At 67.8% G+C, this 15,291-nt stretch carries 17 protein-coding genes and 1 tRNA gene; 6 read left to right on the forward strand and 12 right to left on the reverse strand.

Annotated elements, in window-relative coordinates; translation table 11 throughout:
* Positions 1 to 40 precede the first annotated feature (40 nt).
* The 4 genes from E4341_RS03155 to E4341_RS03170 all read right to left on the reverse strand — a co-directional run bounded on the left by E4341_RS03155 (position 41) and on the right by E4341_RS03170 (position 3,188).
* Positions 41 to 1,285, reverse strand: a complete 1,245-nt coding sequence (locus tag E4341_RS03155; protein ID WP_165115105.1) for a DUF418 domain-containing protein — start codon at positions 1,283 to 1,285, stop codon at positions 41 to 43.
* A 57-nt stretch (positions 1,286 to 1,342) separates the two neighbouring features.
* Positions 1,343 to 1,900 (reverse strand): phthalate transporter, encoded by a 558-nt coding sequence (locus tag E4341_RS03160; RefSeq protein WP_137720670.1) that lies wholly within the window; start codon positions 1,898 to 1,900, stop codon positions 1,343 to 1,345.
* The gene (locus tag E4341_RS03165; protein WP_165115107.1) at positions 1,897 to 2,778 is read right to left on the reverse strand and encodes a 3-hydroxybutyryl-CoA dehydrogenase; all 882 of its coding nucleotides are present in this window, start codon (positions 2,776 to 2,778) and stop codon (positions 1,897 to 1,899) included. The genes E4341_RS03160 and E4341_RS03165 overlap by 4 nt, the downstream gene beginning before the upstream one ends.
* 104 nt (positions 2,779 to 2,882) lie before the next feature.
* Positions 2,883 to 3,188: a YggT family protein gene (locus E4341_RS03170; RefSeq protein ID WP_017504977.1), complete on the reverse strand. Its 306-nt coding sequence runs from the start codon at positions 3,186 to 3,188 to the stop codon at positions 2,883 to 2,885.
* 163 nt (positions 3,189 to 3,351) lie between these two features.
* Between E4341_RS03170 and E4341_RS03175 the strand changes: the two genes are divergently transcribed.
* A tRNA-Ala gene (locus E4341_RS03175) sits at positions 3,352 to 3,427 on the forward strand.
* 48 nt (positions 3,428 to 3,475) lie between these two features.
* Here the strand turns inward: E4341_RS03175 and uraH are convergent.
* From uraH to E4341_RS03190, 3 genes are read right to left on the reverse strand one after another with little or no spacing between them, the layout of a single operon-like run.
* On the reverse strand, positions 3,476 to 3,874 hold the full coding sequence (uraH, locus tag E4341_RS03180; protein WP_165115109.1) for a hydroxyisourate hydrolase: 399 nt from the start codon (positions 3,872 to 3,874) through the stop codon (positions 3,476 to 3,478).
* Between the two features lie 44 nt (positions 3,875 to 3,918).
* Positions 3,919 to 4,473: a lipocalin family protein gene (locus tag E4341_RS03185; RefSeq protein ID WP_165115111.1), complete on the reverse strand. Its 555-nt coding sequence runs from the start codon at positions 4,471 to 4,473 to the stop codon at positions 3,919 to 3,921.
* A gap of 53 nt (positions 4,474 to 4,526) precedes the next feature.
* On the reverse strand, positions 4,527 to 4,904 hold the full coding sequence (locus E4341_RS03190; RefSeq protein WP_161639964.1) for a hypothetical protein: 378 nt from the start codon (positions 4,902 to 4,904) through the stop codon (positions 4,527 to 4,529).
* A 141-nt stretch (positions 4,905 to 5,045) separates the two neighbouring features.
* On the opposite strand from E4341_RS03190, the gene E4341_RS03195 reads away from it, so the two are divergent.
* Positions 5,046 to 5,837, forward strand: a complete 792-nt coding sequence (locus E4341_RS03195) for an SDR family oxidoreductase (RefSeq protein ID WP_165115113.1) — start codon at positions 5,046 to 5,048, stop codon at positions 5,835 to 5,837.
* Here the strand turns inward: E4341_RS03195 and E4341_RS03200 are convergent, their stop codons facing one another.
* Complete coding sequence (locus E4341_RS03200; protein ID WP_165115115.1) at positions 5,838 to 6,785, reverse strand: retroviral-like aspartic protease family protein; 948 nt, start codon at positions 6,783 to 6,785, stop codon at positions 5,838 to 5,840.
* A 202-nt stretch (positions 6,786 to 6,987) separates the two neighbouring features.
* On the opposite strand from E4341_RS03200, the gene E4341_RS03205 reads away from it, so the two are divergent.
* On the forward strand, positions 6,988 to 7,344 hold the full coding sequence (locus tag E4341_RS03205) for a hypothetical protein (RefSeq protein WP_165115117.1): 357 nt from the start codon (positions 6,988 to 6,990) through the stop codon (positions 7,342 to 7,344).
* On the opposite strand, the gene E4341_RS03210 is transcribed toward E4341_RS03205, so the two are convergent.
* The 3 genes from E4341_RS03210 to fsa are packed head-to-tail and all read right to left on the reverse strand — an operon-like array spanning position 7,341 to position 9,656.
* Complete coding sequence (locus tag E4341_RS03210; RefSeq protein WP_165115119.1) at positions 7,341 to 8,270, reverse strand: tyrosine recombinase XerC; 930 nt, start codon at positions 8,268 to 8,270, stop codon at positions 7,341 to 7,343. The genes E4341_RS03205 and E4341_RS03210 overlap by 4 nt on opposite strands.
* A complete protein-coding gene (locus E4341_RS03215; protein ID WP_165115120.1) occupies positions 8,252 to 8,965 on the reverse strand; it encodes a DUF484 family protein in 714 nt (237 codons plus the stop codon). Before E4341_RS03215 ends, E4341_RS03210 begins: the two co-directional genes overlap by 19 nt.
* Positions 8,966 to 9,002: 37 nt before the next feature.
* A complete protein-coding gene (gene fsa / locus E4341_RS03220) occupies positions 9,003 to 9,656 on the reverse strand; it encodes a fructose-6-phosphate aldolase (RefSeq protein WP_026108568.1) in 654 nt (217 codons plus the stop codon).
* A 30-nt stretch (positions 9,657 to 9,686) separates the two neighbouring features.
* On the opposite strand from fsa, the gene E4341_RS03225 reads away from it, so the two are divergent.
* Positions 9,687 to 11,864: a primosomal protein N' gene (locus E4341_RS03225; RefSeq protein WP_165115122.1), complete on the forward strand. Its 2,178-nt coding sequence runs from the start codon at positions 9,687 to 9,689 to the stop codon at positions 11,862 to 11,864.
* 9 nt (positions 11,865 to 11,873) lie between these two features.
* Here E4341_RS03225 and E4341_RS03230 read toward each other — a convergent pair whose 3' ends face one another.
* Positions 11,874 to 12,272 (reverse strand): hypothetical protein, encoded by a 399-nt coding sequence (locus tag E4341_RS03230; RefSeq protein WP_055807568.1) that lies wholly within the window; start codon positions 12,270 to 12,272, stop codon positions 11,874 to 11,876.
* A 135-nt stretch (positions 12,273 to 12,407) separates the two neighbouring features.
* Here E4341_RS03230 and ahcY point away from each other — a divergent pair, with 135 nt between their 5' ends.
* Together ahcY and E4341_RS03240 are read left to right on the forward strand one after the other, a co-directional pair.
* Positions 12,408 to 13,799, forward strand: coding sequence for an adenosylhomocysteinase (gene ahcY / locus E4341_RS03235; RefSeq protein ID WP_017506126.1), 1,392 nt, complete (start codon positions 12,408 to 12,410; stop codon positions 13,797 to 13,799).
* Positions 13,800 to 13,895: 96 nt separating this feature from the next.
* Positions 13,896 to 15,053, forward strand: a complete 1,158-nt coding sequence (locus tag E4341_RS03240; protein ID WP_240893650.1) for an aminoacetone oxidase family FAD-binding enzyme — start codon at positions 13,896 to 13,898, stop codon at positions 15,051 to 15,053.
* The last annotated feature ends 238 nt before the right edge of the window (positions 15,054 to 15,291 follow it).

Here is a 15,291-nt window from a genome sequence, read left to right on the forward strand (position 1 = left end):
GCCCTCAGTTAATCGTTTCGCGCCTGCGATAAAAGCGCCGTCAGCCGCCTTTTGAAATCGGCACGCGACGGCCGTAGGTCAGACAGCGCCAAACCCACTCCAGCGGCCCCATGCTGAACCGCGACAACCACAGCGGCGACCAGATCAGTTGCAGCGCCCAGACCGCCACGACCAGGCCCCACATCTGCACATAGTCGGCCCGTCCGAACAGGCGCGGCCCCCATGGCATATAGAAGAGGGTGCTCATGATCAGGGTCTGGGTCAGATAGTTGGTAAAGGCCATCTGACCTACCGGCCGCAGCGCCGCCGTGATCCAGGCCGCCCCTCGCGTCGTCGCCAGCACGATCAGGCTGACATAGGCAAGGGTGACGAAGATGGGGAAGGAGGCGACGACCTCCGCCAAGCCGCGCGTCGGGTGGGTTCCGGCCGGGGCCATGGCCTCGCGCCATTCCAGCACGCCCAGCAGGGCCAGCACGGCGCCGCCGACAGCGATCAACGCGACATAAACCCCGTTGGGCGCCCGGCCGCTGAACACGCCGGCCTTGAACAGGCCCAGTCCCAGCATCATCAGGGCCACGGTCGAGAAGACGAACATCGTCAGGCTGGCGCCCTGCAGCAGCAGCCAGTTCTGCAGGTTCTGGCCCATCGCCCCGGTCCAGCCGCTGCGATAGGCGGCGATCGACTCCGCCACCATGGCGGCGGTGTAATGCGGCCCGCCCTGGTTCATCGCCTCGGTGATCGCCGGCGGCCCGGCGACCATCAGCCAGGTCGCACCCGCCTGCATCGCGCCCAGCAACAGGGTCACGCCCAGGCCGATCCCGATCAACGTCCCGGCCCGCATCGACCGCATCAGCATTACGAACAGGCCCGACCAGGCGTAGAGCAGCAGCACGTCGCCATACCAGAAGGCCAGGCCGTGGATCAGGGCTATGACGGCCAGCCAGAACAGGCGGCGTCGCAGCAGTTTGCCACGCGCCGCATCGCCCCGCTCGCCCCCGACCAGATAGATCGAGGCCCCGAACAGCATCGAAAACAGGGTGATGAACTTCTGATGGAAGAAGACGTCCATCGTCCAGCGCGCCACGGCGTTGGCGCCGGTGACCGGAAACGGGCTGAGGCTGGCGTCCTGATAGACCATGACCGGCAGGCCGAACGAGACGACATTGACGGCCAGGATGCCCAGCACCGCCAGCCCCCGCATGACGTCTAGGCTGGCGATGCGCGAGGTCGCCGCGACGGGCGACAGGATCTCCGCCGCATCCTTGTCCGTGTCGTCCATGGTCATTCTCGGATCCCCCAATCCTCGAACTCAGGCGTCAGGCGCGAATGCCAACCCTGCGTCTCAGCCCTTGGGCATCAAGCCCAGTCGATCCTTGACCGCCGGCCGCGCCTCGAAGGCGATGAAGGCGGCGCACAACCCGGCCCACAGAGCGTAGCTGACGCCCACGATCATGGCGATGGGCAGGCCGCCGACGCCGAAGATCAACAGGGTCGTCTCGGTCGCGCCCAGGGCCTGCATCACATCGCCGGCCTCGAACCAGCCCATCACGCTCATGCCCAGGGCGACGACGATCTGGACCAGGGCCGCCGCCAGGCCGCCGTACATCATGAAGCGCCAGACGACGCCCAGCCGCGTGCCCGGCCGGCCGTCGCGCTTGCGCTCGTTCAGCACGCGATACAGCGCCAGCGGCACGGTGATCAGGCCGATCAGCATCACCACCAGCCGCCAATCCATGTCGCGACCCGGCAGATAGGCGTGCGGCCGCCAGAAGGGCAGGGTCAACCAGAGGGGTGGCCAGGCCGCGCCGGCCAAACAGGCCAGAATCCGAGGTGTCCGCCCAGGCCGCGCGGCGATGGTCGCCTGACCGGGTAGGTCGGAATAGCTCTCGAACCGACTCATCGCGTCGGCGCCGGCGCCGCGCCGGAATAGTCATAGAAGCCGCGTCCGCTCTTCCTGCCCAGCCAGCCGGCCTCGACGTATTTCACCAGCAGGGGGCAAGGGCGGTACTTGCTGTCGGCCAGCCCGTCATACAGCACGTTCATGATGGCCAGGACGACGTCCAGACCCATGAAGTCCGCCAGTTCCAGCGGGCCCATCGGATGATTGGCGCCCAAGCGCAGCGCCTTGTCAATCGAGGCGACATTGCCGACCCCTTCGTACAGGGCGAAGATGGCCTCGTTCATCATCGGCACCAGGATGCGGTTGACGATGAAGGCGGGAAAATCCTCGGCGTCCGTGGTGGTCTTGCCCAGGCTTTCGGCGAAGGCGACGGCGGCGGAATGGGTCTCGGCCGAGGTGGCGATGCCGCGAATGATCTCCACCAGCTTCATCACCGGCGCCGGCTTCATGAAGTGCAGGCCGACGAACCGGTCCGGCCGGTCCGTCGAAGACGCCAGGCGGGTGATCGAGATCGAAGAGGTGTTGGACGCCAGCAGGGTCTGCGGCCCCAGGTGCGGCACGACCTGCGCATAGATGGCCTTCTTGACGGCCTCGTCTTCCAGCGCCGCTTCGATGACCAGATCGGCGCCGGCGACGGCCTCGGCCATTCCGTCGCTTGTCGTGATGCGGGTCAGGGCCGCATCGGCGGCGGCCTGATCGACCAGGCCGCGTCCGACGTGACGCGCCAGGCTGGCCGCGATCTCGCCCTGCGCCAGCGGCAACCGGTCGGCGACGACGTCATAAAGGCGAACCGAATAGCCCCCGAGCGCGACCGCCTGCGCGATGCCTGCGCCCATCTGTCCGGCGCCCAGAATGGCGACTGTGGTGATCGTGGTCATGAACCGTGGTCGAAAGTGGTCGGGCGGGCACCTTTAGAAAGGAAGGCGCGCGGCGCAAGAGCGGATCAACCCTCTCGCATCAGATTTCCGTCCGCCGTGTCGCCTCAGCCGAGCAACTGGATCAGGGCTGGCGCCGCCGTGCGGTTGAACAGCACGCTGATGAACTGCAGCAGCAGAATCACCACGATGGGCGAGATGTCGATGCCGCCCAGGTTCGGAATGATGCGGCGGAACGGCTCCAGCAGGGGCGCGGTGACGCGGTCCAGGAAGGTCCCGACCGAATAGACGAAGCGGTTGCGATAGTTGACGACGTCGAACGCCACCAACCAGCTCAGAATGGCCTGGGCGATGATGAACCAGATCATCAGACTGATGATTGTGTTGATCAACCAGACGAGCGCATAGCCCATGAACGGTAACTCCTGCTTGGATCGGCGCTTCTAGCCTGTTCGCCCCTGCTCCGACAACGGCCGTATCCGACCTGCGCGCTTTGCGCGCACAAGCCCGTTGACACCACGCCCGCCCGCCTTCTATGTCCGCCACGCCTGTGAAACCCGATCCCACGCTGGAAACGGGGCCGTAGCTCAGTTGGTAGAGCGCGTCGTTCGCAATGACGAGGTCAGGGGTTCGACTCCCCTCGGCTCCACCAGGCGTGCCTGATAAGACCCGAGATATAAGCCTATCGGCCGGCCCCTGCTCAGTTGCCGCGGTAGGTGCTGTAGCCGTAGGGGCTGACGACGACGGGGACGTGGTAGTGGATGCTGGGGTCGCGGACCTGGAACACCACGTCGATCTCGGGGAAGAAGGGCTGGGCGTCCTTTTCGCCATATTGCGACATGTCGAACGTCAGCTTGTAGGTCGCCGCCTGGGTCGTGACTTGATCGCCGAACGAGCGGACGCGACCGTTCTCGTCGGTGCGCACGGTCGCCAGTTGTCGCCAGCCGCCGTCACCGTCCTTGATCGCCAAAGTGACGGGCACATCGCGGCCGCCGACGCCGCGCGCCAAATCCAGGACGTGGGTCGAAATGGTCTCGGCCGAGGCCGATCCTGCGGACACCAGAAAGGCCGACAGGGCGGCGAGCGCTGCAATACGCATGGAAGATCCTTGAAAGTGGCGACGGGGCGGCGTGAGGCGGGCGATCAGTGTTGGGTTGGCCGGACCAGCGTCAGGTCGTAGCCCAGGGCGCGGGTGCGGTTCTGGATGGTTTCGCGGGTCTGGGCCGAGGGTTGCGCCGTGCGGCTGAGCAGCCAGAGGTAGCGGCCCGACGGCTCGCCGACGATGGACCAGGAATAGTCGTCGGCGTGGTCCAGCACCCAATAGTCGCCGACGTAGAAGGGGCCGAAGAAGGACACCTTCAGCTTGGCGTTTTCGCTACCCTCGACGATCTTCGCCTTGCCCTCGGAGGTCTTTTCCGGACCATCGACCGCGCCTTGGCGGCAGGTGTTCAGCACCCCGACCAGGCCGTCGTCGCGCACCGTATATTGAGCGGTCACCCCTTCGCAGCCGCGCTCGAAGCCGTTTTCGTAGCGCCCGATCTCATACCACAGGCCGGCGTAGCGGTTCAGATCGACCGGCTTTGCGGGTTGAGGCACGGCGGCGTTGCCGACGGGGCCGCGTTGCAGGGTGGCGCAGGCGCCCAGCGTCAGGACTGCGCCGGCGATCAGGGCGATGGAAGCGATGCGAGCGATTTTCATGGCCGCAGAACGATGATGAGGGCGCCCGGTTCCGGACACGCCCGGCGATGCGGTCACCTCAGGGCGACGTAGCCCCGTTCGATGATGCGGCGCAGCGCCTCATAGGCTTCGGCCAGTTCGTCGAAGGCGGTGCGGGCGGCGGTCAGGCGGGCGACCTGGTCGGGCGTGACGGCCGAGCCGGAGTGGGCCAGACGCAGGGATTCCGCCACCCATTTGGCGCGCGCCGTGGCGGTCATCACCGCCAGCTTTTGCAGCGATGCGGCGTCCACGCCGTTCAGGGCGTGACCGATCACCTCCTTGTTGGCGATGTAGGCGGCGTAGTCGATCTGCTCCAGCTGGCCGCGCAGGCGACGCTGCTCGTGCGGATCGGTGTCCTGGGGTTCGAAATGATCGCTGTGGCGGCGGATGCTGGAGGTCATCTTGGTCGGCATGGGCGGGCCCTTCCCGGCCTGTCCAAACGGGTGCTGGCGGCCGCTCGGATACGAAGGTGCGCCGCGTCGGTTAACGCCGCGTTGCGCCGGCCGTAGCGGCGTCCGATATGCGGAGCTGGAAACCGGAGCCGGAGATCGACCATGGACCTAAAACTAAACGGCAAGCGCGCCCTGATCTGCGGCGGCTCATCCGGCCTGGGTCGCGCCGTGGCGACGGCCCTGGTCGCCGAGGGGGCGCATGTAGCCCTGCTGTCGCGCGATGCTGACAAGCTTCAGGCCGTGGCGGATGCGCTGAACGCGACCGGGCCGGGTCGGGCGGTCGTGGCGGCGGCGGACCTGGCGGATCACGAGGCGCTGCTGAAGGCGGTGGATCGGGCCGAGGATCTGTTAGGCGGGCCGATCGAAATCCTGCTGAACAACACCGGGGGGCCGCCGCCGTCGGGCGTGTCGGGGCTTGAGCCGGCGGTGTGGCGCGATCATTTCGAGTCGATGGTGCTGTCGATCTTCCGCCTGACGGACCGGGTGCTGCCGGCCATGCGGGTGGCCGGCTGGGGGCGCATCCTGAACGTCGCCTCGATCACGGTGGTCGAGCCGTCGGCGGCGCTGGGCGTGTCCAACACCCTGCGGGCCTCGGTCGCGGCCTGGGCCAAGACCCTGGCCAATGAGGTCGGACCAGACGGGGTGACGGTCAACACCCTGCTGCCGGGGCGGATCGATACGCCGCGGATCGAAAGGCTGGACCAGGCGACCGCTGAGCGCACCGGCACGACGCCGCAAGAGGCGCGAGCTGAATCCGTCAAATCGATCCCGGTCGGCCGGATCGGCACGACCGAGGAGTTCGGCGCCACCGCCGCCTTCCTGGCCAGTCCGCTGGCGGCCTATGTCACCGGCTCGCTGATCCGACTGGACGGCGGAGCGATCAAGGCGATCTGATCAGCCGGGCGCACGACGGCGCAGCACGCCGCCGAAGGCCACGCGGCTGCGCCCGTAATCCAGAGTGATGCGGCTGAACCGGCTCAGGATATCGGCGCCCAGCAGCAGGGTCGGTTTGTCGATCAGGTCCATGACCTGAAACACATGCAGGTCAGCGAACAGCAGCGGGGTCGGTCCCAGCGATCGTCCCGCGATATGCAGGGCGGGCGTCGTGCCGGTGCGGGCCGTCACCGCGCCGCCGACGATGCCGATCATGCGCACGGGCTCGGATGAGGCGGGGGCCTGGCCCATCTCGACCGCCTGCATCAGGACCAGATTGCCGATCGAATATTGCGCGCCGCTGTCGATGAAGGCGGCGACCTCCACGCCGGCGACATTGATCCGGGTCAGGAGTAACTGACCAAATCGGCCGCGACGACCGGCAACCAGCACGTCCTGCTGACGAAGCCGCGTGGCGTCAGCGCTGGTCGTCAAAGCGATGCCGGTCGTACCCGATGGCGACAGGGCGACCTGGCGGGCGTTGACGTCCAGCGTCAGGCGAAAGCGCGACAGCAGGTCCAGCCCCAACAGGCCGCCAGCGCCCAGGGCGTCGCGTGGAAAGACCGGCAGGGTCAGATCGGTGAAGCGTCGGCGTCCGATCTCGATCTGCGCCAGTTCGACGGTCGGCGTGACCTCGGCCGCCGTGATCCCGTGCACCACGACCGGGCGGCCGGGCGGCAGGGCCAAGGCCTGGGCCAACTCGGCCGAAACCGCGCTGCGCTCGGCGCCGGTGTCAATGACGAAGACCTGCTGGACGCTTCCGTTCAGACGCACGCCGACGCCCATTCGCGTCAGCAGATTTTGCACCAGCTGGACCTGATCGGGCGGGTCTGCCGGGACGGCGGTCTGGGCGGACACGAACGGCGCAGCCGCCAGCAGGCCCAGCGTCTTGCGCCGCGACGTCTTCACGCTCGATCCTTCGACACCCACCCGCCTGTCCTCCTTGGGCCTCCGCCAGGGCAGGGCACGCTACGCGCATTTGGCGAAGAGCCTGAGACATATTCTTGTCTGTCGCGTCTCAGAGCGGCCGCGCCTGCGCGCCAAACGTTCGTCGCTGTCTGGCCAATCCGGGGTTGTCGGCGTATCGTCCCAGCCGACACAGGAGGATGCGATGCTGACCGTGCTTATGCTGGCCCTGTCCAATAGTTCGGCCATCGTCCATCCGGCGCCGGTGGTCGATCAGGCCATGGTGCATGTCGCACCCGTTGTGGACCAGGCGATGGTGAGTTGCTCCGACCCTCTGCTGCAGGCTGAGCGCAAAAGCCAGCAGCAGCCAGGCCTGTCGCTGGATCGATCGCTCGATGGCGGACAGGTCCGGCGCTATCTGCTGCTGGACCGGCGCGATCAGAACAACTGCCCCCTGCCGATCAGCTACGCCGTGCCGGATCAACGGGCGCTGGGTCGAAACCTGATGCCGGCGCAGCCCGATGTCGTCGTGCCGCCGGCTCCGCCCGCGCCGCGTCGCTAGGCGCGGGGATGGGCGGCCGCGTAGGCGTTCAAAAGGCGATCCGCGTCGATGCCGGTGTATTTCTGGGTCGTCGACAGGCTGGCGTGGCCCAGCAGTTCCTGGATCGACCGCAGGTCGGCGCCGGCGCTCAGCAGATGGGTCGCGAAACTGTGGCGCAGGGCGTGGGGCGTGGTGCGCTCGGGCAGGCCCAGCCGGCCGCGCAGCCGCTGGATCGAGGCCTGGACGTGACGGGGGCTGAGCGGGCCGCCGCGGCGCGCGCGGAACAGGGCGTCGGCAGGCTGGAGCGGGAAGGGCAATAGAGCCAGATAGGCGTCCACTGCGGTGCGGACGGCGGGCAGGATCGGCGCGATCCGGGTTTTGGACCCCTTGCCGACGATACGCAGGGTTTCGCCCAGCGGCGCATCGGCGCGGGTCAGGGACATGGCCTCGGAGATCCGCAGGCCGCAGCCGTACAGCAGGGTCAGCACGGCGCGGTCACGCGCGGCCTCCCACGGTTCGGCGTCGGGATCGACGTCCGGTTCGCCCAGCAGGGCGCGCGCCTGATCCTCGGTCACCGGCCGGGGCAGGGACGGCTTGACCTTGGGACCGCGCACCAGGGCCAACTGCGGGGCGGGCGTGTCCAGCCGCCGGTCGAGGAAGGCGTGAAAACCGCGAATGGCCGATAAGCTCTGGCTCAGCGACCGGGCCGCCAGCGGGTGATCGCCTGAGCGCCGCTCGGCCATGTGGGCGCGGACCTCGGCGGCGGTGATCGTGCCCATGTCCCTGAGCGACAGCGCCTCGCCGCGATGGCGTTCGAGGAAGGCGACATAGAGCCGCCCGATGTGGCCATAGGCCTCCAGCGTGCGCGGCGACAGCCGACGCTCGTGCGCCAAGTGGTCAAGCCAAGCGCGCAGGGCGTCGGAGGCGGTCAGTTGAGAACCGGCCATCGCTCGGCCATCCGCTCCGTCACCCGCGCCAGGAAGGCGGCCAGTTCGCAGCCCATGTTGGGGGTGAAGCCCTCGGGCTCGGGCGAGCCGAAGGCGCAGATGCAGGGGCGGGGCGGGCCGCCCGGCGTCAGATGCGGGGCCATGCGGACCAGGGCGATGGACCGCACCTGATCCTCGGTCGCGCCGAAGAAATTCAGTCCTTGTATCATTGGGCCGAGCCAGGTCAGGCCATGCTCGCCCAGCAGGTTGTCAACATCGCCTTCTTCCAGGGCACGCCAGCCGAAGGGCACGCCGCCCGGTTTTTCCAGAGCGATGGCGGCGCCGGCCAAGCCGAACCGCCCCTGCGCCGCCGCATCCAGTCGACGGGCCAGGTCGGAATGGTTCTTGGCCTCCATCAGGTCCAGGGTCGCGACGTGGGTCTGGGTCTGGGCGGCGAAGTTGGCGCGGGCGATCAGTTCGATCTCGCGCCGGGCGCCGGTCTCGCGCTCGACCACGGCCTCTAGCCGCGTCAGGGCGGCGGCGCCGAACTCGACCACATTGCGGCCGTGCGGCCGCAGACCGATCTCTTCCAGCAGGGAGCGGTCGTCCAGCAGGGTCTGAGGATGGGTCTGCAGCCAGCCGCGCACGTCGGGCCAATGCAAGCCGTCGCCGATATGGGGCGTTGCGTCCGATTCCGACGTTTCGAAAAGGTCCAATGAGCCGCTCAAACAGACCTCTCCGGGAACCGCGATGCTACAGAATAGACTGACCCGTCTTGGCCCAGTCCGCCACGAAGGCATCAAGACCCTTGTCGGTTAACGGGTGGTTCACCAAGGCCTTGAATGTGTCGGCGCCGAAGGTGGCGGCGTCCGATCCTGCGACGGCGGCGGCGGCGACATGGCCGACATTGCGCAGGGACGCGGCCAGGATCTGGGTCTCGAAACCGTGCACGTCATACAGGACCCGGATTTCTTCCAGAAGGCCGATGCCGTCGGCGCCGTTGTCTTCTAGACGTCCGACGAACGGCGAGACGAAGGTGGCGCCGGCCTTGGCGGCCAGCAGCGCCTGGGCGGCCGAGAAGCACAGGGTGACGTTGGTCTTGATGCCCTTGTCGGTGAAGACGCGGCAGGCGCGCAGGCCATCCCAGGTCAGGGGCAGTTTCACCACCACGTTCGGCGCGATGGCGGCCAGCTTGTCGCCTTCCTTGACCATTGTCTCGAAATCGAGCGAGACGGCCTCGGCGGAAATCGGCCCCTCGACCAGGGCGCAGATTTCGGCGATGACCTCGGCGATGTTCCGACCCGACTTGGCGATCAGCGACGGATTGGTGGTGACGCCATCCACCATTCCGGTGGGGACCATGTCCTTGATGACGGCGACGTCGGCGGTATCGAGAAAGAGTTTCATGGGCGGCTTCATAGCCGAGGGCGCAGTTCGGTGAAAGTCGCCTCGGTCCTCATTCCCCTGCCGGTGCCGGAGGCCTTCGACTACGAGGTTCCCGAGGCGCTGAGCCTGGCCCACGGAGATTTGGCGCGAGGCGATCAGGTCGCCGTGCCGCTGGGGCCGCGCCTGATCCGGGGCGTGGTGTCCGAGGTGTTCGAGACGACGGGGTCGAACCGGCGCCTAAAGGCGATCGACAGCCGCCTGGATGATCCGCCCCTGCCGGCGGGCGTCATGGATTTCATCGAATGGGCCGGACGCTGGACCCTGTCGGCGCCCGGCGAGATGGCGGCGACGGCGCTGAAGGGCTTGCGCGCGCCTCGGCCCCGGCCGGAACGCCGGGTGCGACGCGTGGGCGAGCGGTCACCGTCGCGCGCCACCCCGGCCCGGACGGGCGTGCTGGAGGCCCTGGGCGATCGCGCCATGCCGCCGGCCGACTTGGCGCGGGCGGCGGGCGTGTCGTCGGGCGTGGTCAAGGGCCTGATCGACGAGGGCGTGCTGGAGATCATCGAGATCGCGGCCGAGGCGGCGTTCGACCGGCCCGACCCCGACCACGCCCCCGCCGCGCTGAACGGCGACCAGGCGGCGTCGGCGACGGCGTTGGCGGAGGGCGTGGCGGGCGGCGGCTTCCGCCCCTTCCTGCTGGATGGGGTGACGGGCTCGGGCAAGACCGAGGCCTATCTGGAGGCCATCGCGCGGGTGCTGCGGGCCGATCCAACGGCGCAGATCCTGATCCTGCTGCCCGAGATCGCTCTGACCCAGGCCCTGATCGAGCGGATCACGGCGCGGTTCGGCGCCGCCCCGGCCGAATGGCATTCCGGGGTCGCCCCGCCGCGCCGCCGCCAGGTTTGGGAGGCGGTCGTCGCCGGGCGCTGCAACATCGTGGTCGGGGCGCGCTCGGCCCTGTTTCTGCCCTTCGTCAATCTGCGCCTGATCGTCGTGGACGAGGAGCATGACGGCTCGTTCAAACAGGAGGAAGGCCTGGTCTATCACGGCCGCGACCTGGCCGTGGCGCGGGCGCGGATCGAGGGGGCGGCGGTGGTCCTGGCCTCAGCGACGCCGTCGCTGGAGACGCTGTGGAACGCGCAGAGCGGGCGCTACGACTGGCTGAAGCTGGGCGCACGGCACGGGACGGCGGTTCTGCCGGACATCGCCCTGCTGGACCTGAGGCAGAACACGCCTGACCCGCAGACCTGGCTGTCGCAACCCCTGCGTCTGGCCATCGGCGAGACCCTGCTGCGCGGTGAGCAGACCCTGCTGTTTCTTAACCGGCGCGGCTATGCGCCAGTGGTCCTGTGCCGCGCCTGCGGCCATCGGCTGACGGCTCCGGACACCGATAGCTGGCTGGTCGAGCATCGTTATACCGGGCGGCTGGTCTGTCACCTGACCGGCTTCTCTATGGCGCGGCCCAAACTGTGTCCCTCGTGCGGGGCTGAGGATTCGCTGGTCTCGGTGGGGCCGGGGGTCGAGCGGGTCGAGGAAGAGGTGCGCCAGCTGTTTCCTGAGGCGCGCACCGCGGTGTTCAGTTCCGACACCGCGCCCGACGCCCGGTCGGCGCGCGCCCTGATCCAGAGGATGACGGACGGGGAGATCGACATTCTGGTGGCGACGCAGGCCGCGGCCAAGGGCCACAACTTCCCGCGTCTGACGCTGGTGGGCGTGGTGGATGCGGATCTGGGCCTGCGGGGCGGCGACCTGCGCGCGGCCGAGCGGACCTATCAGCTCTTGACCCAGGCGACCGGGCGAGCGGGGCGTGCGGATCGGCCGGGGCGGGCGCTGCTTCAGACCTGGACGCCCGAGCACCCGGTGCTTATGGCCCTGGCGGCCGGCGATCGTGACGCCTTCGTCGAGGCCGAGATGGCTGAGCGCGAAGCCGCGTCCCTGCCGCCCTATGGCCGGCTGGCGGCGATCATCCTGTCCAGCGAGAATGCGGCCGCCGTGGAGAAGACGGCGAACGACCTGGCCCAGGCCATTCCCAACGCCGAACGGCTGGAGGTCTATGGCCCCGCCGATGCGCCGCTGGCCCTGGTGCGGGGGAGGCGGCGCAAGCGGCTGCTGGTGCGGGCCGACCGGGACGTAAACCTCCAGGCCTTCCTGCGGGCCTGGCTTCAGCGGGTGAAGGTGCCGGGCTCCGTCCGCCTGACGGTGGACGTGGACCCCTACTCGTTCCTCTAGAGGCGGAAGTCAGACCGCCATGACGGTGCCGAGCAGCAGACGGGCGCCGGGGCGGCCCAGGGTGGCGTTGGTCGCCGCCTGAAGCGCGGCCGACAGCTGGTCGATGTCGGGAACGACGCCGGGACGCAGGCCGTTGGCGAAGCGCTGGGCGGCGGTGTTGTAGGCGGCGCGCAGGCGCGGCGCGGACTGCTGGGCGCGGGTGCGAAGGGTCGCATCGGGCACATCGACGCCGGTTTCGATGGTCAGCACGCCCCGACGACCGTTCGCCTGAAGGATCGAGGCGGTGATGACTGGCAGCCGGATATAGGTGTCGGCCGACGGCGCTGCGCCGCCGCTCGAAGCGCGGGCGGAGGTCGAGGCGGCGGCCGTTGCGACGACGGCGAGACCGAGAAGAGCGCGACGTTCCATGATGAGCTCTCTACCGGCCAGGATTTAAGAAACTGCTGAGCCTGGATCGCATAAGGATATCTTTATGTGTTTGTTGATACTCGACGCGCGCCGGGCTATGAGGGCCCAAACTCATTGCGGCCGGGAGCCCAAGCCATGACCGACTACATCGTTCGCGACATCACCCTGGCCGACTGGGGCAACAAGGAAATCGAGATCGCGGAAACCGAAATGCCGGGCCTGATGTCCCTGCGTGACGAGTTCGGCGCCAGCCAGCCGCTGAAGGGCGCCCGCATCGCCGGCAGCCTGCACATGACGATCCAGACGGCGGTCCTGATCCAGACGCTGGAAGCCTTGGGCGCCGAAGTGCGCTGGGCCTCGTGCAACATCTTCTCGACGCAGGACCACGCCGCCGCCGCCATCGCCGCCAACGGCACGCCGGTCTTCGCCACCAAGGGCGAGACGCTGGAAGAGTACTGGGACTACGCCCACAAGATCTTCGAATGGGCCGACGGCGGCTATCCGAACCTGATCCTGGACGACGGCGGCGACGCGACCCTGCTGTGCGTGCTGGGTCCGAAGGCCGAGAAGGACATTTCGGTTCTGGCCAATCCCCAGAACGAAGAAGAAGAGGCCCTCTTCAAGGTCATGAAGCGCTATCTGGCTGAGAAGCCCGGCTTCTATTCGGCCATCCGCGACGCCATCGGCGGCGTGTCGGAAGAGACGACCACGGGCGTGCACCGCCTGTATCAGATGGCCGAAAAGGGCGAGCTGCCCTTCCCCGCCATCAACGTCAACGACAGCGTCACCAAGTCCAAGTTCGACAACCTGTACGGCTGCCGGGAATCGCTGGTCGACGCGATCCGTCGCGGCACCGACGTCATGCTGTCGGGCAAGGTCGCGGTGGTCTGCGGCTACGGCGACGTGGGCAAGGGCTCGGCCGCCTCGCTGCGCCAGGGCGGCGCCCGCGTGATCGTGACCGAGATCGACCCGATCTGCGCCCTGCAGGCCGCGATGGAAGGCTATGAGGTCCAGACGCTGGACGACACCGCCGGCCGCGCCGACATCTATGTGACGACGACCGGCAACAAGGACGTCATCACCGTCGACCACATGCGGCAGATGAAGAACAACGCCATCGTCTGCAACATCGGCCACTTCGACTCGGAGATTCAGGTCGCCGGCCTGAAGAACTTCAAGTGGGACGAGATCAAGCCGCAGGTCCACCACGTCGAGTTCCCGGACGGCAAGAAGATCATCCTGCTGTCGGAAGGCCGCCTGGTGAACCTGGGCAACGCCACGGGCCACCCGTCCTTCGTGATGTCGGCGTCCTTCACCAACCAGACGCTGGCCCAGATCGAACTGTGGACCAACGCCGACAAGTACGAGAACAAGGTCTACACCCTGCCCAAGCACCTGGACGAGAAGGTCGCCATGCTGCACCTGGCCAAGCTGGGCGCCAAGCTGACCGTCCTGACCAAGGACCAGGCCGACTACATCAACGTGCCGGTCGAAGGCCCGTTCAAGGCGGATCACTACCGTTATTAAGCTCTCCCCGAGGCTGGAACCGCGAGGTTCCAAGTGACGAGGGCGTCTTCGGACGTCCTCGTCGACGTCCTGGTGGTCGGGGCCGGCGCGGCCGGGATGATGGCCGCCATCGAGGCCGGGCGACGCGGGCGGCGGGTCAGGGTGGTGGACCATGCCGACCGGCCGGGCGAGAAGATCCGCATCTCGGGCGGCGGGCGCTGCAACTTCACCAATCTGGGCTGCGGGCCGGCGAACTTCCTGGGCGAGAACCCCAGGTTCGCGACCTCGGCCCTGCGCCGCTACACCCAGCACGACTTCGTCAAGCGCATCGATAAGGCCGGGATCGCCTGGCATGAGAAGACGCTGGGCCAGCTGTTCTGCGACGACAGCGCCAAGCAGATCGTCCGTATGCTGACCGACGACATGGCGGCGGCGGGCGTGACCCTGAGCCTGAAGACCGGGGTGCCGCGGATCGAACGATCCGGCGACGGCTTTACCGCAATCCTGTCGGATGGATCGAAGGTCACGGCGGCGTCGCTGGTCGTGGCGACCGGCGGCAAGTCGATCCCCAAGATGGGAGCGACCGGATGGGCCTATGAGGTGGCGCGTCAGTTCGACATTCGCGTCACCGAGACCCGGCCGGCGCTGGTCCCCCTGACGTTCGAGGCGGGACTGCTGGAGACGCTGACGTCGCTGGCGGGGGTGGCGGTGGACGCGAGAGTGACAACGGGCTCAAGCAGCCCGAAGGGCGGTAGACCCAGCTTTGATGAGGCCATGCTGTTCACCCACCGTGGCCTGTCGGGTCCGGCCATTCTTCAGATCAGCTCCTACTGGCGCGAGGGCGAGGCGGTGGTGGCGTCGATGGCGCCGGGCCGCGACGTGTTCGAGGAGTTGAAGGCGGCCAAGGCGTCGAACGGCAAACAGGCCGTGCATACGGCGCTGGGCCATATCGTGCCGCGTCGTCTGGCCGAGAGCCTGTGCCAGCGCGAAGGGGCGTCGGGCAATCTGGCGGACCTGTCGGACAAGGTGCTGCGGCGGCTGGACCAGGCGGTCAACGCCTGGGCGGTCAAGCCGGTGGGGTCCGAAGGTTACAGGACCGCCGAGGTGACGCTGGGCGGGGTCGATACGGCCGCGCTGGACCAGCAGACGATGCAGGCCAAGGCGGTTCCGGGGCTATATTTCATCGGCGAGGCGGTCGATGTGACCGGCTGGCTGGGCGGCTATAATTTCCAGTGGGCCTGGTCGTCGGGCTGGGCCGCCGGGCAGGTCTGCTGAAATTTTCCAAGTGCAATCCGTGCACTTCAGCCGGCGCGTGCGCTGACAAAAAACACCGTCTAATTCGTCTAATCTGTCTAATTCGGCGCGCGTTCTGGCGGCGCGCGAAGATGTCAAAGATCGGGGCTCCATTCTAACCCGGTCCAGGGTCATGACAGGCGAAGGGTCGCTGGTCGGTCGTAAGCCGTGGTAAAATCTCGCAATCGTCGTCGCTAATAGGATGGCGGGGCCGGCCGAA

The organism is Brevundimonas sp. 'scallop' (genome assembly GCF_011045535.1).
Lineage (GTDB): Bacteria > Pseudomonadota > Alphaproteobacteria > Caulobacterales > Caulobacteraceae > Brevundimonas > Brevundimonas vesicularis.